This is a genomic window from Burkholderia sp. GbtcB21 (assembly GCF_019091065.1).
Taxonomy (GTDB): domain Bacteria; phylum Pseudomonadota; class Gammaproteobacteria; order Burkholderiales; family Burkholderiaceae; genus Burkholderia; species Burkholderia pyrrocinia_C.
This window is the reverse complement of sequence record NZ_JAGXKA010000014.1, coordinates 141,098-164,514: the sequence shown is the minus strand read 5'-3', so window position 1 is coordinate 164,514 and position 23,417 is coordinate 141,098. Positions and strand designations below refer to the sequence as shown.

The 23,417-nt window shown below is 67.8% G+C and carries 22 protein-coding genes and 1 pseudogene; 8 read left to right on the top strand and 15 right to left on the bottom strand.

Going from position 1 to position 23,417, the window contains the following annotated elements; all coding sequences use genetic code 11:
* Window positions 1–160 precede the first annotated feature (160 nt).
* Genes KVT39_RS27400 through KVT39_RS27380 form a run of 5 tightly spaced genes read right to left on the bottom strand, consistent with a single transcriptional unit; the run spans window position 161 to window position 5,243 of the window.
* Window positions 161–526 carry a response regulator gene (locus tag KVT39_RS27400; RefSeq protein ID WP_006486240.1) on the bottom strand — a complete coding sequence of 122 codons (366 nt, stop codon included), beginning with the start codon at window positions 524–526 and terminating at the stop codon, window positions 161–163.
* A 36-nt stretch (window positions 527–562) separates the two neighbouring features.
* Window positions 563–1,522 carry a chemotaxis protein CheX gene (locus KVT39_RS27395; protein WP_217590645.1) on the bottom strand — a complete coding sequence of 320 codons (960 nt, stop codon included), beginning with the start codon at window positions 1,520–1,522 and terminating at the stop codon, window positions 563–565.
* A 22-nt stretch (window positions 1,523–1,544) separates the two neighbouring features.
* Window positions 1,545–2,117, bottom strand: coding sequence for a hypothetical protein (locus KVT39_RS27390; protein WP_217590644.1), 573 nt, complete (start codon window positions 2,115–2,117; stop codon window positions 1,545–1,547).
* Window positions 2,114–2,842, bottom strand: coding sequence for a methyl-accepting chemotaxis protein (locus KVT39_RS27385; protein WP_217590678.1), 729 nt, complete (start codon window positions 2,840–2,842; stop codon window positions 2,114–2,116). Before KVT39_RS27385 ends, KVT39_RS27390 begins: the two co-directional genes overlap by 4 nt.
* 22 nt (window positions 2,843–2,864) lie before the next feature.
* On the bottom strand, window positions 2,865–5,243 hold the full coding sequence (locus tag KVT39_RS27380) for an MCP four helix bundle domain-containing protein (protein WP_217590643.1): 2,379 nt from the start codon (window positions 5,241–5,243) through the stop codon (window positions 2,865–2,867).
* A 57-nt stretch (window positions 5,244–5,300) separates the two neighbouring features.
* On the opposite strand from KVT39_RS27380, the gene KVT39_RS27375 reads away from it, so the two are divergent.
* Both KVT39_RS27375 and KVT39_RS27370 read left to right on the top strand, forming a co-directional pair.
* Window positions 5,301–5,528 carry a hypothetical protein gene (locus KVT39_RS27375; protein WP_217590642.1) on the top strand — a complete coding sequence of 76 codons (228 nt, stop codon included), beginning with the start codon at window positions 5,301–5,303 and terminating at the stop codon, window positions 5,526–5,528.
* Between the two features lie 259 nt (window positions 5,529–5,787).
* Complete coding sequence (locus KVT39_RS27370) at window positions 5,788–6,471, top strand: alpha/beta hydrolase (protein WP_131946184.1); 684 nt, start codon at window positions 5,788–5,790, stop codon at window positions 6,469–6,471.
* A gap of 52 nt (window positions 6,472–6,523) precedes the next feature.
* Here KVT39_RS27370 and KVT39_RS27365 read toward each other — a convergent pair whose 3' ends face one another.
* Complete coding sequence (locus tag KVT39_RS27365; RefSeq protein ID WP_034179843.1) at window positions 6,524–8,029, bottom strand: amino acid permease; 1,506 nt, start codon at window positions 8,027–8,029, stop codon at window positions 6,524–6,526.
* 103 nt (window positions 8,030–8,132) lie between these two features.
* The gene (gene aspA / locus KVT39_RS27360) at window positions 8,133–9,539 is read right to left on the bottom strand and encodes an aspartate ammonia-lyase (protein ID WP_217590641.1); all 1,407 of its coding nucleotides are present in this window, start codon (window positions 9,537–9,539) and stop codon (window positions 8,133–8,135) included.
* 142 nt (window positions 9,540–9,681) lie between these two features.
* On the opposite strand from aspA, the gene KVT39_RS27355 reads away from it, so the two are divergent.
* A complete protein-coding gene (locus KVT39_RS27355) occupies window positions 9,682–10,656 on the top strand; it encodes a LysR family transcriptional regulator (protein ID WP_034179845.1) in 975 nt (324 codons plus the stop codon).
* A 100-nt stretch (window positions 10,657–10,756) separates the two neighbouring features.
* Here the strand turns inward: KVT39_RS27355 and KVT39_RS27350 are convergent, their stop codons facing one another.
* From KVT39_RS27350 to KVT39_RS27330, 5 genes are all read right to left on the bottom strand, one after another.
* Complete coding sequence (locus KVT39_RS27350; RefSeq protein ID WP_105392144.1) at window positions 10,757–11,821, bottom strand: asparaginase; 1,065 nt, start codon at window positions 11,819–11,821, stop codon at window positions 10,757–10,759.
* A 291-nt stretch (window positions 11,822–12,112) separates the two neighbouring features.
* Window positions 12,113–12,436, bottom strand: coding sequence for a hypothetical protein (locus KVT39_RS27345; RefSeq protein WP_034179847.1), 324 nt, complete (start codon window positions 12,434–12,436; stop codon window positions 12,113–12,115).
* 119 nt (window positions 12,437–12,555) lie between these two features.
* Window positions 12,556–13,578, bottom strand: coding sequence for a DUF2891 domain-containing protein (locus KVT39_RS27340; RefSeq protein WP_217590640.1), 1,023 nt, complete (start codon window positions 13,576–13,578; stop codon window positions 12,556–12,558).
* Window positions 13,579–13,597: 19 nt separating this feature from the next.
* Window positions 13,598–14,548 (bottom strand): DUF979 domain-containing protein, encoded by a 951-nt coding sequence (locus KVT39_RS27335; RefSeq protein WP_034179848.1) that lies wholly within the window; start codon window positions 14,546–14,548, stop codon window positions 13,598–13,600.
* Window positions 14,545–15,234, bottom strand: a complete 690-nt coding sequence (locus KVT39_RS27330) for a DUF969 domain-containing protein (protein ID WP_034179849.1) — start codon at window positions 15,232–15,234, stop codon at window positions 14,545–14,547. The genes KVT39_RS27335 and KVT39_RS27330 overlap by 4 nt, the downstream gene beginning before the upstream one ends.
* A gap of 344 nt (window positions 15,235–15,578) precedes the next feature.
* Here KVT39_RS27330 and KVT39_RS27325 point away from each other — a divergent pair, with 344 nt between their 5' ends.
* Entirely contained in the window at window positions 15,579–15,803 is a 225-nt protein-coding gene (locus KVT39_RS27325) for a hypothetical protein (RefSeq protein ID WP_034179850.1), read from the top strand.
* A gap of 49 nt (window positions 15,804–15,852) precedes the next feature.
* Here KVT39_RS27325 and KVT39_RS27320 read toward each other — a convergent pair whose 3' ends face one another.
* Window positions 15,853–16,281 carry a hypothetical protein gene (locus tag KVT39_RS27320; protein WP_217590639.1) on the bottom strand — a complete coding sequence of 143 codons (429 nt, stop codon included), beginning with the start codon at window positions 16,279–16,281 and terminating at the stop codon, window positions 15,853–15,855.
* A 345-nt stretch (window positions 16,282–16,626) separates the two neighbouring features.
* Here KVT39_RS27320 and KVT39_RS27315 point away from each other — a divergent pair, with 345 nt between their 5' ends.
* Together KVT39_RS27315 and KVT39_RS27310 are read left to right on the top strand one after the other, a co-directional pair.
* Window positions 16,627–17,631 carry a chemotaxis response regulator protein-glutamate methylesterase gene (locus tag KVT39_RS27315; RefSeq protein ID WP_034179852.1) on the top strand — a complete coding sequence of 335 codons (1,005 nt, stop codon included), beginning with the start codon at window positions 16,627–16,629 and terminating at the stop codon, window positions 17,629–17,631.
* Window positions 17,632–17,689: 58 nt separating this feature from the next.
* Complete coding sequence (locus tag KVT39_RS27310; protein ID WP_217590638.1) at window positions 17,690–18,757, top strand: diguanylate cyclase; 1,068 nt, start codon at window positions 17,690–17,692, stop codon at window positions 18,755–18,757.
* Window positions 18,758–18,779: 22 nt separating this feature from the next.
* Here the strand turns inward: KVT39_RS27310 and KVT39_RS27305 are convergent, their stop codons facing one another.
* Window positions 18,780–21,029, bottom strand: a complete 2,250-nt coding sequence (locus KVT39_RS27305; RefSeq protein WP_175748580.1) for a bifunctional diguanylate cyclase/phosphodiesterase — start codon at window positions 21,027–21,029, stop codon at window positions 18,780–18,782.
* A gap of 200 nt (window positions 21,030–21,229) precedes the next feature.
* Between KVT39_RS27305 and KVT39_RS27300 the strand changes: the two are divergent.
* Both KVT39_RS27300 and KVT39_RS27295 read left to right on the top strand, forming a co-directional pair.
* Window positions 21,230–21,301: pseudogene (locus KVT39_RS27300) on the top strand (hydrolase); the annotation flags it as partial.
* Between the two features lie 218 nt (window positions 21,302–21,519).
* Window positions 21,520–22,242: a haloacid dehalogenase type II gene (locus KVT39_RS27295; protein ID WP_105392139.1), complete on the top strand. Its 723-nt coding sequence runs from the start codon at window positions 21,520–21,522 to the stop codon at window positions 22,240–22,242.
* 67 nt (window positions 22,243–22,309) lie between these two features.
* Here KVT39_RS27295 and KVT39_RS27290 read toward each other — a convergent pair whose 3' ends face one another.
* Window positions 22,310–23,269: a LysR family transcriptional regulator gene (locus tag KVT39_RS27290; protein ID WP_217590637.1), complete on the bottom strand. Its 960-nt coding sequence runs from the start codon at window positions 23,267–23,269 to the stop codon at window positions 22,310–22,312.
* Between the last annotated feature and the right edge of the window lie 148 nt (window positions 23,270–23,417).

The following is a 23,417-nucleotide window of genomic DNA, read 5'->3' as shown; positions in this document are numbered from 1 at the left end:
CTATTCGCCGCTATCAGGCACTACCCGCCGCTCGCGACGCGCGCGGTCGTCTCCGCAGCCAGATGTGCGCGGCGGCGCGCCGTGGCGGCCGCGCAACCCGAGCCGCAGCGTCGAACGCGGAACCGGAACCGGTATCGGACCCGCTCCAGCCAAACGCGCGTCAGCCCGCGAGCTTCTTCAGCGCGTCGAGCACCGCGTCGCCCTTGAACGGCTTCACGATCCAGCCCTTCACGCCGGCCGCCTTGCCGCGCTCCTTCATCGCCGGGCTGCTTTCGGTCGTCAGCATCACGACGTTGACGGCCGTGTTCGCCAGTTCGCCGCGGATTTTCTCGACCATCGTCAGGCCGTCCATGTTCGGCATGTTCACGTCGCTGATCACCAGGCGCACGCCGGGCGTCGCCTTGAGCTTCGCGAGCCCGTCCTTGCCGTCGACGGCCGTCGCGACGTCGAGCCCGTGATTGCGCAGGAAGCCCGCGACCTCGTCGCGCACCGTGCCCGAATCGTCGACCACCAGAATCTTTGCCATGTCGTATTCCCCTTCCTTTCTTTCGGACTTCAAAATTCAAAACAGTTCGAGTTCACCCGATTCGACCATCGGCCCCACGTCCTGCACCGATTCGCGGAAATCCTCCGGCGACCAGCTCAGGCTGAACACGAAACGCTGGTCGAGACAGACGAAGCGCCCCGATGCCGGATCGGTCATCCGGTACTTGAAGCAGAGCTGCGGACAGTCGCCGCCGAACGAAATTAACTTCTGCTTGTGATTGACGACGAGCGGCACCTGCACCGGATGGCGCGCGAGCGCCTCGGCATCGCCGAGATAGCGGTTCTTGAACGCGCCCCATACGAGGTTGGTCAGCTCGCCGAGCACGCTGTTCACGTCGCGGAAATCCGGCGCGCGGCCGTCGCCACGCGTGCCGCCGATCATGTCGAGCAGCGGCTGCTCGCTCGTCTGCAGCAGCATGTAGCCGCGGCACCACGCGCTTTCGAGCGCGATCAGGCTGAACACCTCGCCGAAGATGATCTGGTCGCGGACGATGCACGGCGTCTCGTGCTCGATCGTCATGCCCGGAAACAGGCTGTCGATGCGCGCCTCGGTAATCTCCGAGATACCACGCACGAGCGCGTTCGGGTAATCGCGGCCGAACAGGTATTCGTCGATCGCGCGCTTGAGCGGCGTCATGTCGTCCGCGGCGTAGGCCGCGCATGCCACCCGCGCGAGCGCGTCGGGCAGCCCGTCGCGCGAAGCGAGCGATTCGCGGCGCAGGATGATCGGCAGCTCGGGCCGCAGCGCGTCGATCTGCGTCGCGATGATCGCGCTCTCGACCGGCGAGCCGCCGTAATCCTCGGCGAGCAGGATCGCGCCGAGATCGATGTTCGAGCGCAGCACCTTCAGCAGCCGGCTGCGCCGCACGGTCAGGCCGACCAGGTTGTGCTCGTCGCAGAAACGCTTGATCGCATCGGCGTGCGTGCGGCTGTCGTCGAGCACGAGCACCTTGCTGACGGGTTGGTCTTCGGTCATCTCAAGGGATCCTCATGGTCGATCAGAACAGTTCGAGCTCGCCGCCGGTATCTACCGCGGCCGTTTCCGGCACATGGAAATCGACCGGTGCGTTCGCGCACACGCACAGCGTCGCGCCGACCCGCACGTCGCCGTCGAGCGTCAGGTCGTAGGCGCCCACGTAATCGGGTGCGAGCGCGGGCAGCCAGTCGATGCTCGCGCCGCTCAGCAGGGAAGGCGTCGACATCCCGAGATCGGGAAACGACACGGTCAGCGCCTGGTTGATCGCACCGCAGCACAGGTTCGCGACTTCCATGAATGCTTCGGGCAGCGGCCGCTGGCCGCTCGTGCCCGCCGTCGCGCCGGCAAAATGGCCGCGCGTCGCATCGTCGTCGCTGAAGCGCAGCGCGAGCAGCAGGCGGAAATGCAGCGCCGAGATCGTCAGTACCACGACGTACTCGGGCACCTTCGGTTTCGATCGCGAAGTCGCGCGCGCGGAATCGGGCGCATCGCCGCCCGACGGCCGGATGTCGCACGCGCCGCCGGACGCGAGCCGCGTGCGCGCCGCGTCGAAAAAGATCCGCTCGAAGCCGGCTTTCGCCTGCGCGCTGATCACGCCGCCGCTCCTTCGATCCGCGCGTGCAGCTGCCCGGCCAGCGTCTCGACGGTCGCGAGCGCGGCCGTGATCATCTTGCCGCCGGCCTGGATGTCCTGGAACGTCGCGGCCGTCACGAGATCGTTGCGGTTCAGGCTGTCGCGATAGCTGTTCGACAACTGCTGCGAGCGTGCGGCCAGCCCGCGCACCTCGCTTGCTACGATCGAGAAGCCGCGCCCGGCCGTGCCCGCGCGTGCCGCCTCGATCGACGCGTTCAGCGACACGATCGACACGTGCGCGACGATCGCCGACAGCTCCTGGTTCTTCGCGCGCATGTCCTGGTTCTGCGTGGTCAGCGAGATCATCTGCTCGTGCCAGCGCTCGAACGTGCCGGCGAGCCCGCGCAAGCGCGCGGCTTCGTCGGCGATCTTCATCGCATGCTGCGCGAGCGCGGCGCGGTCCGCCGACAGCGCCTGCAGCGCGTCGCGCTGCGTGCCGGCCGCGGATGCCTCGCGCGCCAGCGCATCCTCGAGCTGCGCCTCGCGTTGCGCCCATGCGTCGGCGGCCTCGGCATGTGCCGACGCCGCTTCTGCCGCCCTCGCGGTGGCCGCGTCGAGCGCGCCGCGCAACGCGTTCACGTCACGCTCCATCGCCGCGACGAGCCGCTTGCGCGTCACGCGAAACGCGATCGCCGCCGCCACCGCGACGACGAAGCCGCCAGCCAGCGCGGCGGCAATCGGGATCATCCACGCCTGCACGATCACGCCGTCACTCCGCTGCACCGACGTCTGCAATGCGCTCGTGCGCGGCGCCGTGACCGGCACCGTCCGCCGCGAAGCGCGCCGGCAGCGACACGATCGTCTCGAACGCGCGATACGGCGCGCCGACGCGATCGTCGGTGAAGCGCAGCGCGATGTCGCCGCCGTCGCGCTTCAGGAAGTTGCGCACCGCGTCCATGCCGACGCCGCGCCCCGACACCTCGGTTACCGCGTGCGCGGTCGAGAAGCCCGGCCGGAAGATCAGCTCGGCCACCGCTTCGTCGGTGAGCGCCGCTTCGTTGCCGGCATCGATCCAGCCGCGCTCGCGTGCGATGCCGCGAATCCGGTCGAGCGCGAGGCCGCGGCCATCGTCGCTCAACACGAACCACAACTCGCCGCCGCCGACGCCGACCGCGATGTCGATCGTGCCGGACGCCGCCTTGCCGGCCGCGCGGCGCTCTTCGGACGATTCGATCCCGTGGTCGATCGAATTGCGCAGCAGGTGCATGAACACGTTCTTCAGCGTCGCGCCGATCTCGCTGCGCACGCGATGGCCGTGGCTGTCGATATGCACGACGGGCGCCGGCTTGCCGAGTTCGGCCGCGAGCGACGGCAGCGACTCGATCACGCCGCCGAGCGCATCGCCGATGCCCTGCGTGCCGAGCTGGCTCAGCATGCGGCGCACGGCATCGCGTGCCGCATGCCAGTCGGCCGCGTTCGCCGGATCGGCGCCGTCGAGCACACGCAGGCTCTCGCTGATGTGCGCGCGTTCGACCATCAGGAAGTCGGCGCCGCCTTGCGCCGGTTCGCCGCTGCGGCCGAGCGTGACCGCGTTGATCGTCGCGTAGCGTTCGACGGCATCGCGCACGCGCGCCAGATCGTCCATCAGCGCATCGCGGTTCCACTCGGGGCCGCCATCCGCGCGGCGCAGCGATTCGTATGCCTGCTCCGCTTCGTGGACGATGTTCGTCAGGTGCTGCAGGCTGTACGTGCGCGCATTGCCCTTGATCGTGTGCATGTTGCGGAACAGCGCCGCGACGATCGAGTGATCGGCGCGCTCGTGCTGGCGGATCATCCGTTCGTTCTCGCTGAGGAAGCCCTTCGCGCTGTGCACGAAGTCATGGAACTTGTCCTGGCTGATCGACAGGATCTCGCCGATCATCTCGAGGCGGCGCTGCTGCTCGCCGGCCTGCGCGGTCAGCTCGCGAATCTCGGTCACGTCTCGCACGCACAGCATCAGGCGCACGACGGTATCGGTCTCGTCGGTGATCGCCGACCAGCTCAGGTCGAGCCATTTCTCGCGGCCGTCCGGCATCCGCTTCGCGACTTCGTTGACGAGCAGGTGCGCGTTGAATTCGAAGTTCATGCTGTCTTCGCCGAGGCACGCGTGCACGGCCGCATCGACCTGCGAACGCGCGTCGGCGCCGATCGCCGAATCGTCGAACACGAGCGCCATCAGGTCGCGGCCGGCGATGTCGTTCGTCTCGAAGATGGTTTCGAGGTACGCCGAATACTCCGCGTGCACGACGCCGCCTTCGACGACGGTCAGGATCCCCTGCTGCATGTTCTGCAGCATCGCCTGGATGTCCGCCGTCTTCTGCTTGAGCTGCGCGGCGTTCTCCTGGATCTTCTCGATCATCCCGTTGAACGCGACGATCGAATGGCCGATCTCGTCCATCCGGCCCACCGGCACGCGGCGCGTGAAATCCTGGCTCGTCGCGATCTCGCTCATCATCGTCTGCATCCCGATCAGCGGACGCGTGATCTGGCGATACAGCACGAAGCCGAGCGCGGTCAGCAGCACGATCACCGTGCCGGCAACGCCCGCGATCGCGGTTGCCGTCGTCGCGAGCATCCCGTTCAGCGCGCTGATCGCGTCGTCCTTCTGGCGGTTCTTCTCGACGCGCAGCGTGTCGACGATGCTTTCGAGTTCGTCGCGATACTGCGCGACGTTCGCGAACAGGTAGGCCTGCGCCATCTCGGCCTTGCCGTCGGCCTTCATCTTGACGGTGTCGTCGATCGCCGCGAAATAGTTCGCGGCGCTGTCCTTCGCCTGCGCGACGAGGCCTTCCTGCGCGCGGCCGACTGCCGATCGCGCCTGCGCGTCGAGCGCGGCGCGCAGCGCGGCCTGCTTCGCCTTCAGCTCGTCGCGCGCCTGCGCGGCGGTATTCGCGTCGGGCGCGTAGACGAGCGTCATCGTCGCGATCTGGATGTTCTTCACATCGGCGACGAGATCGGCCGACGCGAGCGCGCTCGGCACGATGCCCTGGGTGACCTGGCGCACCTCGGACGCGCTCTTGCGCGTCTGGTACACGGCATAGATGCCGATCGCGGACAGCGCGAAGAACGTCAGGACGACTAGCAGCGTAATGCGATGACGGATGGTCATGAGTACAGCTCCCCGCAGCGATCCGGCTTCGACCGCCCATTGGTCTAATGAAAGAATATGAGCGCCGAATTATCGGGGATGGTGTATGACTGTCCGATGACCGTTAATCAATCGATCATTGAGGAAATTGGAATGATTAATTGCGGCGGAAAAAAGCTAAAGTTTTTCGCGAGTTTGCCGTTAACCTCCGGGCTTCAGCGCCCATACGGCTGCTGGCTTTGTCGAATCGGCGGAGTAGCGGATATTCATTGTTTTATTCGCATTCCGGCAATTCAAAATTATTGAATATCGGCAAAACGTTTGCGCATTATCGATGAACCGGTTTGTTTCGGCGTCTTTATATAATCGATGCGTCGTTCGCGCACGAGAAATCAGGAACGCTTGGTTCAGCCGAGCCTCCCGGCCCCGCCGCGATCACCGCGTCGCGAATACTCGCGCGACCGGATTCATTCCTGGCAAGAAATAATCAATCGCCACCCGGCGATTCACCTCCCCGTCCGCACGCTCTAGACTGTCGCATCGTTCCCCTTTCCGGACCCACGCGATGACCGACGCCCTGCCGCTGACCACCGATCCCGACTCGGGCCTCCAGTACCGGCTGCGCCCGGCTGCAGGCCGCCCCGCCGCCCGCCTGTTGCTGCTGCATGGCGTCGGCGGCAACGAGACCAACCTGCTGAACGTGGCCGATGTGATCGATCCGCGCATCGAGATCGCGTTCGTACGCGGCCCGCTGACCTTCGGGCCCAATCAGCACGCGTGGTTTCCGGTGCGCTTCGGCCCGAACGGCCCCGAAATCGATGCGGCCCGCGCGGACGCCAGCCGCCTCCAGTTGATCACGCTGCTGCATGCGTTCCGCGCGCGGGACGGCGCGGGCTCCGCGCTGCCGGCCGTGATCGCCGGCTTCAGCCAGGGCGGCATCATGAGCGCGAGCGTCGGCCTCACGTCGCCGGCCGACGTCGTCGGGTTCGCCGTGCTGTGCGGACGCATCCTGCCGGAAATCGATCCGCTGATCGCGCCGCGCGACGCGCTTCGCCCGTTGCACGCGCTGATCGTGCATGGCCGCTTCGACGACAAGCTGCCCGTCGCATGGGCCGGCACCGCCGATGCGAAGCTCACGGCGCTCGATGTCGCACACGACACGCGGCTGTATGCGGCCGGGCACGAACTGACTCAGGAAATGGCCGCCGATTTCGGCCGATGGGTCGGCGAACGCACCGGATTGAACTGACCGCACCGGGGGCGCCTGCCCGCGAACGGACCGGCGCCCCCGGCGCGTACCGTCACGCGTTCTGCGCAGGATCCGCGACGGCGCGCACGACCGCGGGCGCGGCAACCGCCCGCTCACGCTCGGCACCGCGCTTCGCGAGCTTCCAGCCGATCACCAACGCGAGCACGACAACCGGAATCGTCGCGACGGTCCACGTACCGCCCGGGTAGTCGAACGCCATCAGCACCAGCACGCCGACGAGGAATGCGAGCGTGAGCCACGACGTGAACGGCGCGCCGGGCATCCGGAACGACACGGCCTTCAGCTCGCCGCGATCGACCGCGCGGCGGAACAGGATCTGGCTCATCACGATGAAGCCCCACGTCGTGATGATCCCGAGCGACGCCATGTTCAGCACGATCTCGAACGCCTGGGCCGGCACGATGTAGTTCAGCGGCACGCCGATCGCATTGATCGCGACCGTGATCAGGATCCCGCCGTACGGCACGCCGCGCGCATTCATCCGCGACACGAAGCGCGGCGCCGACCCGCCCATCGCGAGCGAGCGCAGCACGCGCCCGGTCGAATAGAGGCCCGAATTCAGGCTCGACAACGCGGCGGTCAGCACCACGACGTTCATCACCGTGCCGACGTACGGCACGCCGAGCTTGCCGAAGAACGTGACGAACGGGCTTTCGTGCGCGCTGTATGCGGTCCACGGCAGCAGCAGCGTCAACAGCACGACCGAACCGACGTAGAACAGCGCGATGCGCCACATCACGCCGTTGATGGCCTTCGGCAGCACCTTGCGCGCATCGGCCGTCTCGCCCGCCGCGACGCCGACGAGCTCGATGCTCGCATACGCGAACACGACGCCCTGCACGATCAGCACGGCCGGCAGGATGCCGTGCGGAAAGATCCCGCCGTGATCCGCGACGAGGTGAAGCCCCGGCATCTGGCCGGCGACCGGATGGCCGCTCGCGAGGAACACGGCGCCGACCGCGAGGAACACCGCGAGCGTGCCCACCTTGACGAGCGAGAACCAGAACTCCATCTCGCCGAACACCTTCACGCCGATCATGTTCATCACCGACACGATCCCGAGCGCGCCGAGCGCGAACACCCACTGCGGCACGTCCGTGAACACGGCCCAGTACTTCATGTAGATCGCGACCGCGGTGATGTCGACGATGCCGGTCGTCGCCCAGTTCAGGTAGTACATCCAGCCCGCGACGAACGACGCGCGCTCGCCCATGAATTCCCGCGCATACGACACGAAGCTGCCGCTGGTCGGCCGGTGCATCACGAGCTCGCCGAGCGCGCGCATGATCAGGAATGCGAACACGCCGCAGACGAGGTACACGAGCGCCAGTGCGGGCCCCGCGCTCTGCAGGCGGCCGCCCGCGCCGAGAAAGAGGCCGGTGCCGATCGCACCGCCCATCGCGATCATCTGCACGTGCCGCGGCTTCAAATGCTTCGCATAACCGGCTTCGTGCGACGCGAACATCGCGTCGGGATCGGCATGACGGGAATCCGCGCCGCCGGCCGTATCGGCCGGCCGCTCGCTGGTGTGTTTCATGTTGAGTCTCCGTGTATTGATGTGTCGCGCCCCGCTCCGGGGCGCTTTTTGAACGGCCGCGCGCGGGCCGCCGGCGGCATGCGCCGGCGCCGCGCGGCCGGTGTCAAAGCACGCGCGGCCGGATCAGTGTTTCGGGCTGCAGCGCGTCGTCCAGTTGCGCATCGGTCATCAGTTCGCGCTCCAGCACGACCTCGCGGATCGACTTGCCGGTCGCGTGCGCTTCGGCGGCCACGGCGGTCGCGCGCTTGTAGCCGATGTACGGGTTCAGCGCGGTCGCGAGCGCGACCGAGCGCTCCATCGTTTCGCGCAGCCGCTCGGGATTCGCGGTGATCCCGCTCACGCACCGCTGCTCCAGCGTCGTGCATGCGGCCGTCAGGTGGCTGAAGCTGCGGAACAGCGCGCTGGCGATCACCGGCTCGAATGCGTTGAGCTGAAGCTGTCCGGCCTCGGCGGCGAAGGTCACGGTCAGGTCGTTGCCGAACACCTCGAACGCGACCTGGTTGACGACTTCCGGGATCACCGGATTCACCTTGCCCGGCATGATCGACGAGCCGGCCTGCACGGGCGGCAGGTTGATCTCGCCGAACCCCGCGCGCGGGCCGCTCGACAGCAGCCGCAGGTCATTGCAGATCTTCGACAGCTTGACGGCGATCCGCTTGAGCACGCCCGAGACCTGCACGAACGCGCCGCAATCCTGCGTCGCCTCGATCAGGTTCGGCGCGGTGCTCAGGTCGAGCCCGGTAATGCGCCGCAGCGCCGCCAGCGCCTTCTCCGCATACTCCGGATGCGCGGTGATCCCGGTGCCGATCGCGGTCGCGCCGAGATTGATCTCGCGGATCAGCCAGCCGGCTTCCTGCAGCCGCGCGATGTCTTCGGTCAGCATCACCGCGTACGTCGAGAATTCCTGGCCGAGCGTCATCGGCACCGCGTCCTGCAACTGCGTACGGCCGAGCTTCAGCAGGCCCGCGAACGCGTCGGCCCGCTCCGCGAACGCATCGCGCAGCCGCGCCATCGCCTCGAGCAGGTGTTCGACCGCGAAGCACGTCGCGATCCGGATCGCGGTCGGATAGACGTCGTTGGTGCTCTGCGCGAGATTGACGTGCTCGTTCGGATGCAGGTATTCGTACTGCCCGCGCGCGTGCCCCATGATTTCGAGCGCGCGGTTGCAGATCACCTCGTTCGCGTTCATGTTGGTCGACGTGCCGGCCCCGCCCTGGATGACGTCGACGACGAACTGGTCGTGCAGGCGCCCTTCGCGGATCTCGACGCACGCGGCGGCGATCGCATCGCGATACGGCTGCGGCAGCAGCCCGAGCTCGCAGTTGGCGTCGGCCGCGGCTTCCTTCACGGCCGCGAGCGCCATCACGAAGTACGGCAGCGTCGCGATACTGCGGCCGGAAATGTCGAAATTCTCTTTCGCGCGCAGCGTATGAACGCCGTAGTAGGCCGCATCCGGAATGCTTCGTTTACCTAAAAGATCCGCTTCGACGCGGAAGCCGTTTTCTGCCATCGTGCCCCTCCTGGGTGTCTCGTGCCGCTCGTCGTGCGCCGCTTCCCGACGCGACGGGTTCGCATTCTATGCCTTTGCAAAAACAAGCTCGCCTCTGTATTATCGAAAGCGGTTTTGCGTGGAATGCAACAACGAGAATCGAATGAAGAAAGGCATGAGAGAGACAGGCATCGATCACCTCGGCGCGATGCGCGCGTTCGTGAGAGTGGTCGAAACGGGAAGTTTTTCGGCGGTCGCGAAGGAGATGCACGTGTCGACGTCGACCGTCGCGCGCAAGGTGACGGCAATCGAGGAGGCGCTCGGCGTCGCGCTGCTGCACCGTTCGACGCACAGCGTGACGCTGACCGAGGCCGGCCACATCTACCTGGAGCGCGCCGTCACGCTGATCGCCGATCTCGACGACACGCTGCGCGTGGTCGCCGAGCTGAATGCGCAGCCGAGCGGCCCGCTGAAACTCACCGCGCCGGTCGCGTTCGGCCGCCGTCACCTCGCGCCGCTGATCGCGCCGTTTCTCGCGCGCTACCCGACGATCCAGCTCGACGTGCGGCTCACCGACAACCACAACGACCTCGTGGCCGGCGGCTTCGATCTCGACATTCACGAGGGCGAGAACTACCTGGACAACCTGGTCGTCCACCGGCTGTCGCGCAACGACAGCATCCTGTGCGCAGCGCCCGGCTACCTCGATCGCTGCGGGCGCCCGTCGGCGCCGGACGACCTGAAGCACCACAACTGCCTGCGCTACGTGCACCCGGAAGGCGATCCACGCTGGGATTTCGTGCACGGCGACGTGCGGCACAGCGTGCTGCCGGCCGGCAATCTCGTCACCGACCATTCGGAGCTGCTGCTCGAAGCGACCTGCGCGGGGCTCGGCATCGCGGAGTTCGAGATCTGGCTGGTGCGCGACCTGCTCGCGAGCGGGCAACTCGAAGCCGTGCTGCCGCGCTACCGGCTGCAGAACCGGCTGACCGGCGAATTCATCTACATCGCGTATCTGGCGAACCGGCGCAGCTCGGCGAAGCTGCGCGTGCTGAAGGACTTTCTCGCGGAACATCTCGCGCAGATCGGCGAGCTGTCGGACGTCGAGCTGGCGAAGATTCGCGGCGCTCGCGCGTAGCGCGCGCGTTGGCGTTCGCGTTCGTGCCGATCAGCTAGCGGGCGGACGCCGATGCGCGCAGCCCGGTTCGCGGGCGGCGGCATCGGCGCGGCGGCACCGCTCAGGCAGGCTGCAGTTCGAACGGGAACGTGGCGTGCCCGATCTCGACGCCCTGCGTATTGAGCATCCTCGGCCGGTGGAAGCCGGCCAGTTGCGCGCGCTGCACGAACGTACCGATCTGCAGCCGATCGAGAATCTCGCTGACGACCATGTACAACACGTCGAGATTGCCGTCCTCGATCTTCACCGAGATGCCGAGCGCACCGTCGGCGCCGAGCCGCCGCGTGTTCTCCGAGGCACGCACGCCGATCCCGTAGCACGCATCGGCGCCGAGCTTGCCGACCACCTGCCCGTCGAACGCGTTCATCAGCACCGTGCAATAGCGCCCGTCACCGGCGACCAGTTCCGGATGCGCCGTCATCGCACGATGAATGCGCGCCAGCGCGCGAACGCGATCGCTGATCTCGCCGCCGCCCGCCTCCACCTTGTCCGCGCCGTCGGCCAGCGATGCGTAAAGTCGCGCCAGCCGATCCAGCGAGAACGCCGGCGTCGGCAGGTTGCATCCATCGATCGCCCAGTCGACTTCATCGTCGCGCAAGCCGCACGCGTCAGCCACGACATGCTTCACGCGCACCTGCATCGGATGGTCGGGCAGATGGTAATCGTCCATCGCGGCGCCGATCGCCTGCGCGCCGGCCAGCATCCCGACGTGCTTGCCCGAACAGTTGCTGCAGACACCGGTCGGCGTGTAGTCGCGCTTGATCCACGACCGGTACACCGCGTCGGACAACGGCGGATGGCCGCCGCAACGCAAATCCGATTCGTGCGCGGCGACCTTGGCGAGCATCGCCCGCGTGCGTTCGATGTGCCGGTCCTCGCTGCTGTGCGACGCACACATCAGCGCGATGTCCGCGTCGTCGAAGCCGAAGCGCTCGGGCGCGCCCGTCTCGATCACCGACAGCGCCTGGGCCGGCTTGGCCGCCGAGCGCGCCAGCGTCATCCGGAACGGATCGCCGAACCGGGCCAGCAACCTGCCGCTTGCATCCACCACCGCCACATGGGCGACGTGCGTGTTCTCGATCGCATTGCCGCGGTACGTGACGACCGCTGCGCGTTGGATGTCCATCGTGTCCTGTCTCCTCCTTGCTCGGGCCTGGTTGCCGGGGCCCGTCCAACCGGTACGGAAGTGTATCGAGTCGCCGCCGCCGCGCGCCGGCCGGGCAATGGAAAGCGGTGTTGCATGCCACGCAAAGGCAGCCTCGTTGCGACCAAACCTGACCGATTCAGCACAAAACCATTCAAATTCATTTCTGTTGCGCACACCATTCCGGGACGCACGCCGCCCCCGACCGCGCAGACATACGCGCGAACCTGCCGGCGTGCCGCCAGGATGATGCAGCCGCACACGTCCGCACGTTCACGCGAGGTGGTAGCGCAGCCAGAAGGTTTCGCGGCATGCGTTGTCGAACGTCAGCCGCGACGGGCTGATCGGCTGTGCATCGGGATGGCGGAGCACGTCGTAGTCGATCCAGCATTCGGCGCACAGCAGGTCGGACGGCGCGCGGTCCTGCTCGACCGAGCGGCGCACGATCGCGCCGTTGTCGAAGCGGTATTCGGTTTCGTCGCGCGTGACCTCGACATCGTCGTCGGTCCAGCGGTCGTGCGACGTCGCATGCGACACGATCGACACGGGGCCGGCGAGCCCGTGGATCGCGGCGACGTAGGAAATGAGCTTGTGCATGGCGAAGAGGCGAACTGGCGGATGGCCGCTTCGCGCGATGAATGCGGCGCGAAGCGGACCGAGCGGCGAGTATAGCCGCGCGCCGATGACCTTGCCGCCGGCGGGGTTTCGCTCTCGCGCTACGCTTCCAGCGCAAGCAACGCGAACGTCGCGAGCCAGTGCTCGCCCATGTAATCGCCGGCCACGTGCGCGAGCGCGCTCGCGAGATGCCGGCCGGCCGCGTCGAGCAGCTTCGCGCGCCGCGCGTCGCCTTCCCGCAGCGCGCCGGCAAGCGCACGCTGGCACCACGCGCGGCTCAGGTTCAGCCCGTCGAGGTGCGCGATCTTGCCGTCGCTGCGGTCGCTGACCGTCGCAGGCTCGAACAGCGTCGCCGGCTCGCCGCGCGCGAGATCCGGCAAGAAGCGCGCGAACCAGCCGTCGAATTCGGCCGCCGGCAGCACGCGCCGCATCAGCTCGGCCTCCATCAGCGCGGGCGACAGGAATTCGTCGCCCGACGGCTCCCACGCCTGGCACGCGACGTCGTTCAGGTGCCAGCGCTTCGCGGTGTCGACGATCAGCGCCGCGAGCCCGTCGCGCTGCGTGTCGCGCGCGAAGTCGAGCGTGAGCGCCAGCGCGAATGCGGTGTTGAAGTGCGTGCCGACGCGCAGCGGATAGGTCGCTTTCGGCAGGAAGGTCTCGAAGCGCGACACGAACAGGTCGGTGAGCGGCGCCATCGTCTTCGCCCAGCGCGCGGCCTGCGGCAGCACGCCCTTCAGCGCGAGCCGCTCGAGTTGCGCGGACAGCGCGAGCAGCCACGCCCAGCCGTACGGCCGCTCGAAGCCGCTGTTGTGCGGCAGCGCGAGATACGCGCGCTCGCCGGCGACGTTCGCGTCGGTGAAGTGCGCGTCGACGATCGCGACGATGCGCTCGGCCTCCGGCAGCGCCGGATAGCGTTCGAGCACGCGCAGCACGAGCCAGTAGCCGTGCACGCACGAGTGCCAGTCGTAGCTGCCGTAGAAGATCGGATGCAGCGCGCGCGGCCCCTGCACGTCGTGCGGGCCTTCGAGCGAATGCGTGAGCTTGTTCGGATATTCGCGGGTCAGGTGCGCGAGCGCGAGCGACGCGAATTTCGACGCGAGTTCGGGCGTGAGTCGATCGGTCATGAGGATCTCGTCCATCGAGTCAGAAGCGGAATACGAATGCGTACATCAGCAGCGTGTTCACGGCCAGCAGCAGCACGGCCGTCGGCCATTGCGCCTTGATCACGCCGTTCTTGTCCTTCAGTTCGAGCAGCGCCGCCGGCACGATGTTGAAGTTCGCGGCCATCGGCGTCATCAGCGTACCGCAGAAGCCGCTCAGCATCCCGATCGCGCCGACGATCGCCGGGTTGCCGTGGAACTGGTGGACGATCAGCGGCAGGCCGATGCCGGCCGTCATCACCGGGAAAGCGGCGAAGCCGTTGCCCATGATCATCGTGAACAGCGCCATGCCGACCGTGTAGGCCGCGACGACCGCGAACGGCGAATCGATCGGCACCCAGTCCTTCACGAGCCCCGACACCACGCCGCCGACACCGGCGACCGCGAACAGCGCGCCGAGCGCCGCGAGCATCTGCGGCAGGATCGCGGCCCAGCCGACCGCGTCCATCGTGTGGCGCGCTTCCTTCAGCGCATGCACGGGCGAATCGCGCAGCGTCGCGAGCGCGACGACGAACGCGACGATCGTGCCGAGCACGAGCGAGATCAGCGTCACGCTCTTCGGGTCGACGAACGGCACGCGCTTCAGTGCGAACGTGCCGATCAGCGTGACCACCGGAATCAGCAGCGCGGGCAGGAATAGCCGGTTGCCGAAGCGCTGCGCGAGGGTTTCGCGCCGCACGGCCGCCGCTTCGCCGGCTTCGACCGACTTGCCGCGCCCGAGCTTGCCCGAGCCGGCGATCACCGCGAGCCCGATCGCGAGGCAGCCCGTCACGAAATGCGGCAACAGCGCGCCGAACAGGAACGTGACCGCATAGATCGCCCAGAACGCGAAATTGACGACGCGCCGCGGGTTGGTGCGGTCCGTCAGGTTGAAGCATGCGAACGCGGCGAACATCAGCCCCGCGAGCGTGTACAGCGATTCGAGGCCGATCATCGCGCGCCCTCCTGCGCCAGCAAGCCGCAGCCGCGCGCGAGCCGGCGGTCGAGCAGCGCGAGGCGCGTGCAGTGGATCAGCAGCGCGGCGATCGCGGTCGGGATCGCCCATACCGACAGGTGCAGCGGCTCGACGACGATCCCGTTCTGTTCGAGAAAGCCCTTGATCAGCAGGATCGACTGGATCGCGATGAAGATGTCCTCGCCGAAGAACACGGCGATGTTGTCGACGCCCGACGCATGCGCGCGGATCTGCTGGCGCACCGACTCGGGCAGTTCGCCGTGCCGGTCGACGGCGGCGGCCTCGGCCATCGGCGCGATCAGCGGCCGCACCATCTGCGCATGGCCGCCGAGCGACGTGAGGCCGAGCGCGGCCGTCGCCTGGCGCAGCACGAAGTACAGCATCAGCACGCGGCCCGTGGTCGCCGCCTGCACGCGCGAGATCATCCGCTTCGCCTGCTCCTTGAGCCCGTTGCGCTCGAGCAGCGCGATCACCGGCAGCGTCAGCCAGATGAGGCCCATGTAGCGGTTTTCGGTGAACGCCTTGCCGAACGCGCTGACGATGTCGACGAGATTCAGCCCGCCCGCCAGCCCCGTCGCGAGCCCCGCGATCGTGACCACCAGCAGCGCATTGAAGCGCAGCGCGAAACCGATCACGACGATCGGCACCCCAATCAGCACCAGCATTGCTCCTCCTTGTGTTGGACGCGCGGCGCCTGTGCAGCGGCCGCCTGCCCGGTTTGGACCGGGCTCTGACCGCGAAATCTAACACGAGACTTTATCGATAAAAAGTCGACGATTTGCCGGTTCGGGTAAACGTTGAAGCATGCGGACACCGTGCATGGGCCATGTGTCGGCAGTGTTTCATCAGAGGAATACATCGCCGGTCGGGCGGCGCGGCCGCACGCGTTGCGGCATGCGCTTCCCCGCATTCGCGCGGCCGGCGGCCGCCGGCACGGGCCGCCGCGCGTGGCGGAGCCCCGGTGCGCCGACTAAACTGGAAAGCATCTGCAACGTACGGGAGAGCCGCCATGATTGACGTATTCCAGACCATCGGCAGCCGCGCGTTCTCCGCTCATCTGGCGAAGGACGGGATGGTCACGCTGATGGAACAGCGCCATGAAGTCGACCGCGTGACGCTCGCGACCGCCTATGCCGCACTCGTCGAGGAGGCCGAGCAGGAATCCGACCTGCTCGACGCGACGGTCGAAGGGATGATGCGCGCGCTGATCCAGGGGTACGCGCGCAGCCATTGACGGCGCGGCCGCGCATCCGGTGCGCGGCCGGGTGCCCGGTGGCGTGCCGCTATGCGGCCGGCGTGCCGGCGCCCGCGCCGAACCAGCGGCCCGCGCGCATTTGCCCGTAGTCGACCTGCGTGAAGATCCTCAACAGGTTCGATACGGCACCGTTGCTGTCGCGGTCGAGCTGTGTCAGGAACGCTTCGACTTCGTCGCGGCCGGCAAACAGGATCGTGCTGAAGTAGCGTTCGCGCTCGGCGTCGGACAGGTTCGTCGCGCGCAACTGGTACGGATGATGAAGCGCCGCGAACAGGAAGTAGTAGCGCTCGGCGTCGTCGCACAGCACGCGCACCGCATCGGGCTCGACCGGAAACTCGCGGTAGAACGACGCGTGCCCGCTCTCGATGTCGATCCGGTACAGCAACCGGCCGTCGCGTTCGATCACGACCGGCGCGTATGGGTCGCGGCTGACGAGCGTGGTGTCGGGCGCAGCCATCCGGTTCTCCTCGTTCCTGTTGTCGAAGCCGGCACGGTAACATGCGTGCTTCGGCGGCCTGCCATGCCGAGATCGCATGGCCCCGGTATGCACGACTGCGCCGGCCCGGTTCCGTTAGCGGCCGGAAATGCCGCATCGTCATAGAGGAAACTCACTGAAACGGCGCAATGCGCAAATTTTTCGATTGCCGCCGCCCGCGCCGCATGACAGCATTCGGGGCGTCGCCAACCAAAAAGAATGCCGTGCCGCCCGGCCGCAGATGCCGCCCGTCGGCGCCGAACAGGCAGCCCCTTCCATGAACCCGGCCTACCTCCAACACTACGAACCGACCGGAGAATTCCGCTTGTGAACATCGGCATCGTCAACGACCTCCCGCTTGCCGTCGAGGCGATGCGCCGCGCGATCGCGCGCCGGCCCGAGCATCGCGTGCTGTGGGTCGCGACCGACGGCGCGCAGGCCGTCGAACTGTGCGCCGCGCAGCCGCCCGACGTCGTGCTGATGGACCTGGTCATGCCGAAATTCGACGGGATCGAAGCGACGCGGCGGATCATGCGATCCGAACGACCGTGCGCGATCCTGATCGTGACGAGCTGTATCGGCGCGAACGCGTGGCGCGTGTACGAGGCGATGGGCGCCGGCGCGCTCGACGCGGTCGACACGCCGCGGCTCGGCGATGGCGCGGCCGGCGATACGACCAAATTACTGCTTGCGAAGATCGACCAGATCGGCCGCCTGCTCGATGCGCCCGGCGGCACGCGCGTTGCCGGCACGACCACCCGCGCCGGCGGCGGCCCGCTGGTCGCGATCGGCGCATCGGCCGGCGGCCCCGGCGCGCTCGCGTCGATCCTCGGCGCGCTGCCGGCCGATTTCAGCGCACCGATCGTGATCGTGCAGCACGTCGACCGCGCCTTCGCCGAAGGCATGGCGCAATGGCTCGACGGCCAGACGCCGCTCGCCGTGCGCGTCGCGCGCGAAGGCGACCGCCCGCAGCCGGGCGTCGCGCTGCTCGCCGCGACCGACGATCACCTGCGGATCACGCATGCCGGCACGCTCGAATACACGCGCGAGCCGGCCGCCACGCCGTATCGGCCGTCGGTCGACGTGTTCTTCAACAGCCTGACCGAGCACTGGCCCGGTCGCGTGATCGGCGTGCTGCTCACCGGGATGGGGCGCGACGGCGCGATCGGCCTGAAGGCGCTGCGGATGAAGGGCTACCATACGATCGCGCAGGACGAGGCGACGAGCGCCGTGTACGGCATGCCGAAGGCGGCCGCGACGCTCGGCGCGGCGCGCGCGATCCTGCCGCTCGGCCGCATCGCGGGCGAGCTGGCGGCGCTCGCGCGAATCTGATCCCGACGATGAACACGCGCAACACCCATGCCTGCCCTAGCAACAACCTGCATCGATCATGACTAGCGACCTGACTCGCCCGCCGGGCGGCCCGTACACGCCGCCCGTCGACGTGCCGGCAATGGTGTTGCTGGTCGACGACCAGACGATCGTCGCAGAAGCCGTGCGACGCGCGCTCGTCGACGAGGAAGGCATCGACTTCCACTACTGCCCGCGCTCGGACGACGCGATGGCCACCGCGATCGAGACGCGGCCGACCGTGATCCTGCAGGACCTCGTGATGCCCGGCACCGACGGGCTGAGCCTCGTGAAGACGTACCGCGCGAATCCGGCGACGCGCGACGTGCCGATCATCGTGCTGTCGACGCAGGAAGAGCCCGTGATCAAGAGCGCCGCGTTCGCGGCCGGCGCGAACGACTACCTCGTGAAGCTGCCCGATCGCATCGAGCTCGTCGCGCGCATCCGCTACCACTCGCGCTCGTACCTGAACCTGCTGCAGCGCGACGAGGCCTATCGCGCGCTGCGGCAATCGCAGCAGCAGCTGCTCGAGGCCAATCTCGAACTGCGGCGTCTCACGCACTCGGACGGGCTGACCGGACTGTCCAACCGCCGCTATCTCGACGAATACCTGGCCGCCGAATGGCGGCGCGGCACGCGCGAGCGCAGCGAGCTGTCGCTGCTGATGATCGACGTCGACAATTTCAAGCTGTACAACGACACGTACGGGCACGTGTCGGGCGACAGCGTGCTCAAGCAGATCGCGTCGACCATCGAGCGCTGTCTCGGGCAGTCGGGCGATCTCGCCGCGCGCTTCGGCGGCGAGGAATTCGCGGTCGTGATGCCGGCCACGTCGCCGGGCGCCGCGCGGCTGCTCGGCGAGAAGATCCGTCTCGCGGTCGAGGCGCTGCGGCTGCGGCACGCGCATTCGTCGACGGGCAACACCGTGACGATCAGCATCGGCGGCGCGAGCATCGTGCCGGCGCCCGGCCTGCCGACGACCGTGCTGATCGAGGCCGCCGACCGCGCGCTGTACCGTGCGAAGCACGATGGCAAGAACCGCGTCGAGATCGATGTGTCGGCACCGCCGCCAGGCGCCGGCGGTTTCGGCGCGCCGCGCGACGACTGAGCCCGCACCGCGCAATCCGCGCTCACGCGGCGCCGAGACGGCGCGCGTAGTCGTTCGCTTCCAGCGGCCGGCTGAACAGGTAGCCCTGCTGCATGTCGCAGCCGATCTGCTGCAGGAACCACGATTGCGCCTGCGTCTCGACGCCTTCGGCCGTGACCTTCATCCCGAGCGAATGCGCCATCGCGACCACCGCCTGCGTGATCGCGACCGAATCGTGATGATCGGGCACGCCCGATACGAACGAGCGGTCGACCTTCAGGTTGTGCAGCGGAAAGCGCTTCAGGTACGCGAGCGACGAATAACCTGTGCCGAAATCGTCGACCGAGATCCGCACGTTCATGTCCGTGAGCGCTTCGAGCATCGGCAGCACGGTGTCCGTGTCGTTCATCAGCAGTCCTTCCGTGATCTCGAGCTCGAGCGCGGACGGATCGAGCCGCGTTTGCGCGAGACAGCGGCCGACCGATTCGACGAGCCCTTCGTGGAACTGCCGCGGCGACAGGTTCACGGCCAGCATCAGGTCCGGCGCGATCGTGCGGCGCCATTCGGCCATCTGCCGGCACGCGGTTTCGAGCACCCACTGGCCGATCGCGACGATCAGCCCCGTATCTTCGGCGACCGGAATGAATTCCGCGGGCGACATCGGCCCGAGTTCGGGGCTGGTCCAGCGCAGCAGCGCCTCGGCGCCGACCGTGCGGCCGCTGCGCGCATCGACGACGGGCTGATACGCGAGCCGCAGCATGTCCGACGCGAGCGCGCGCCGCAGCGACTGCTCGACCGCGAAGCGGCGCTGCAGCCGCAGGTTGAGCTGCGCAGTGAAGAACGTGAAGTGGTTGCGGCCGCGCTGCTTCGCGTCGTACATCGCCGAGTCGGCGTTGCGCATCAGCGTGACGGCGTCGTCGCCGTCGCGCGGTGCAACGCTGATCCCGATCGACACGCCGAGCCAGTACTCGTTGTTCGCGATCTCGAACGGCTTCGCGATCGCGTCGATCACCTCGCGTGCGAGCACCGCGAGACAGTCGGGATCGTCGCAGTCCTCGACGAGGATCACGAACTCGTCGCCGCCGACGCGCGTGAGCGCATGCCGCCCGCCCGCGCAGGCTTCGAGCCGCGCCGCGACGCTGCGCAGCAGCGCGTCGCCGGCATCGTGGCCGGCCGTGTCGTTGACCTTCTTGAAACCGACGAGATCGATGAACAGGATCGCGACGCGCGCGGGCCCGGCCGCCGCATCGTGCCGGCCGAACAACTCGCGCATCCGGTCGCCGAGCCAGCGGCGGTTGTAGAGGCCCGTCAGCGCATCGCGCGTCGCCAGGTAGCGCAACTGCTGCTGCGCTTCGCGCACCGGGCCGATGTCGTTGAACGACACCAGCACCGAGTCGGCCTGCGTCTCGCCCGGCTTCACGATCGGCACCGCGTTGCCGCGCACCCAGATGATGTCGCCGTCCGCCAGGCCGAAGCCGACCGTGTAGCCGAGCTGCGGCGTGGCCGTCACGAGCGCGATCCGGCTCGGCCAGTCGTCCGGCGCGATCGGTGTGCCGTCCTCGTGCAGCTTGCGCAGGATCACCGTCGACAGCCGGCGGCCGACGAGGTCGCCCCTCACGCGCATCATCCGGTTCGCGCTCGGGTTGCTCGCGACCACGATGCCGTCGCGCGACACGACGAGAATCCCTTCGTTCAGGCTGTTGACGACGAGCCGGTGATGTTCCTCGCTGCGCGCGAGCTGCCGCACCATCCGGTCCTGGTGAACCGCGAGGCCGACGCTGTTGCCGATATCGCGCAACAGTGCGGTTTCCTCGTCGCTCGGCCTGCGCGGCGTGCGGTGATAGACGGCGAACGCGCCGAGCACCGTGCCTGCCTCGTCGAGGAACGGCACCGACCAGCACGCGCGCAGGCCCAGCGGCAACGCGACGGAACGGTAGTCGGCCCACAGCGGATCGGTTTCGATGTCCTCGACGGCGACCATCCGGCGCTCGTACATCGCCGTGCCGCATGAGCCCGCCGCCGGCCCGATCGACGCGCCGTCGATCGCGGCGCTGTACTGCGCGGGCAACGACGGCGCCGCGCCGACACGCACGTGCACGCCGTCCGTATCGAGCAGCAGGATCGTGCACGATGCGCCGTCGCCGAGCAAAGTCTCGGCGCGCCGGCAAACTTCGATCAACAGTTCCGGCAGCGGTGTGTTGCGCGTGATCAGCCTCAGCACGCTCTGCTCCGACGCGAGCACTTCCGCGGCGAGCCCGAGGCTGTAACGAGAACTTTGCGGTTCGGTATTCAAGTTGAATCCTGCCGTCAGTCCGATCGGGTCTGATGCGCCCGATTCGTTTTCGATCCTTCGTGCCGTTTTCGCTCCGGGTTTACGCGGATGCCCGGTGCGCCCCGTTGCGCGCCGAGCCAGAACGCGCCGAAATGTATTTAACACCAATCCGTGACACCCCGCGCGTCCGCGCGCATCAGGGCTTACGCGCGGTTGATGCGCCGGCGTTCGTGAACCTGTTCATCGAAACCGGCGGCACGGCCGGCATCCAGTTCTCATACGACAGGAGCTGACCGGCCCGGCGCGCGCGGCCGCCGGTGTTTTCCGGCCGGCGGTCGCGCCCTTGCCCCGCCCTTGCCGTTTCCCCCCCGTTCCGGCGGCACCAGGAAGACATCGCGGCCCCGCCAAGCCGCGTTTTCGTATCCGTGATTCAATGTCGATCGAACCGGCGTCGCGCATTCCGGCGGCACGGCGATGTGTGTCCTCATCGAACGACCTTCACTGGATCACCATGACGAACCCTGCCGAAATCAAGGCGCTCGTTTTCGATGTCTTCGGAACGATCGTCGACTGGAGAAGCGGCGTCGCACGCGGCGCCGCGACCTTTCTGGAACGCCACGCGCCGGCGCTCGATCCGTTCGCGTTCGCCGATGCGTGGCGCGCCGAATATTCGCCGTCGATGGAAGAAATCCGCAGCGGCCGCCGCCGCTATGTGCGGCTCGACGTGTTGCATCGCGAGAACCTCGTGCGCACGCTCGACCGCTATGGAATCGTCGACGTGCCCGACGCGGAAATCGATGCGCTCAACCTCGCGTGGCACAGCCTCGACCCGTGGCCCGACGCCGTCGCCGCGCTGCACCGGCTGAAGCGGCGCTTCATCATCGCGCCGCTGTCGAACGGCAACATCCGGCTGATGGTCGACGTCGCGAAACGCGCGGGGCTGCCGTGGGACGCGATCCTCGGCGCGGAAGTCGTCCGCGCGTACAAGCCGTCGCCGCAGGTGTACAGCGACACGGTCGAGATTCTCGGCGTCGCGCCGGCCGAGCTGTGCCTGGTCGCGGCGCACAACGGCGATCTCGCCGCCGCGCGCCGGCTCGGGCTGTCGACCGCGTTCGTGCTGCGACCGACCGAACACGGGCCCGGCCAGACGACCGACCTGGAAGCCGACGATGCGTGGGACTTCGATGTCAGGGACCTGAACGAACTCGCGGATCGGCTCGGCTGCCCGGGTTGAATGCCGGCTGCGCGGTTCGCCCCTTCGCCGCGAGCGCAGCGCGAATCGCCACCGCTTCCGTCACCCGCTATGCCGGCTCGCCGACGAATTTCAACGTCCCCGACTCCCCCATCAGCAATTCCCGGTTCGCATCCGCCGCCGCGCGCAGGTAATCCCACAGCGCGGTCACGCGCCGCAGCTTGCGCAGATCCTCGCGGCAGGTCAGCCAGAAGCACCGCGTGACGACCACGTCGTCCGGCAGCACCGGCACCAGCGCCGGCTGCGTGGCCGCCATGAAGCACGGCAGGATCGCGAGCCCGCCGCCCTGCAGCGCCGCGAAATATTGCGCGATCACGCTCGTCGTGCGCAGCCCGGCCGTCGCGCCCGGCACCGCGCGGTCCAGGTACAGCAGCTCGTTGCTGAACGCGAGATCGTCGACATAGCTGATGAACGCGTGCCGCGCGAGATCGTCGGTGCATGCGATCGGCGCATGGCTCGCGAGATAGTCGCGCGTCGCGTAGAGCCGCAACTGGTAGTCGCACAGCTTCGTGACCACGTAAGGCCCGCGCTCGGGCCGCTCGAGCGTGATCGCCAGGTCGGCCTCGCGCTTCGGCAGGTTGACGAAATGCGGGACCGGCAGCAGGTCGACCGTCACGTGCGGATGCGCGGCGCGAAACTGCGCGAGCTGCGGCGCCAGGAAAAAGCAGCCGAACCCTTCGGTCGACCCGATCCGCACGTGGCCCGACAGCGCCTCGCCGGTGTTCGCGATCTGGTCGCATGCGGACTGCACGGTCGTCTCCATCGCGTCCGCATACGCGACGAGCCGCTGCCCTTCGGCCGTCAGCGTGAAGCCGCCGGAACGCGACTTGTCGAACAGCAGCGTGCCCATCGCGGCCTCGAGCGCGCGAACGCGACGCGCGACGGTCGTGTAGTCGACCCCGAGCCGCTTCGCGGCACCGCTCGCGCGCTGCGTGCGCGCGACTTCGAGGAAAAAGCGCAGGTCGTCCCAGTTCAGGTTGCCGGAAACCGGCTCGGTGGCATGTCGCATCGGCGAGGAAAAAGGGGCTGGAGTCTCCGGGCCGGCCGCCGATATGCATAAATGCACATCCAACCGGTTTCTTTATCGGTACATCATGAATCTGCGCATAACTATACTCGACCGTGACCTGCGGACCATGAGCCGCGGCACCCACCAC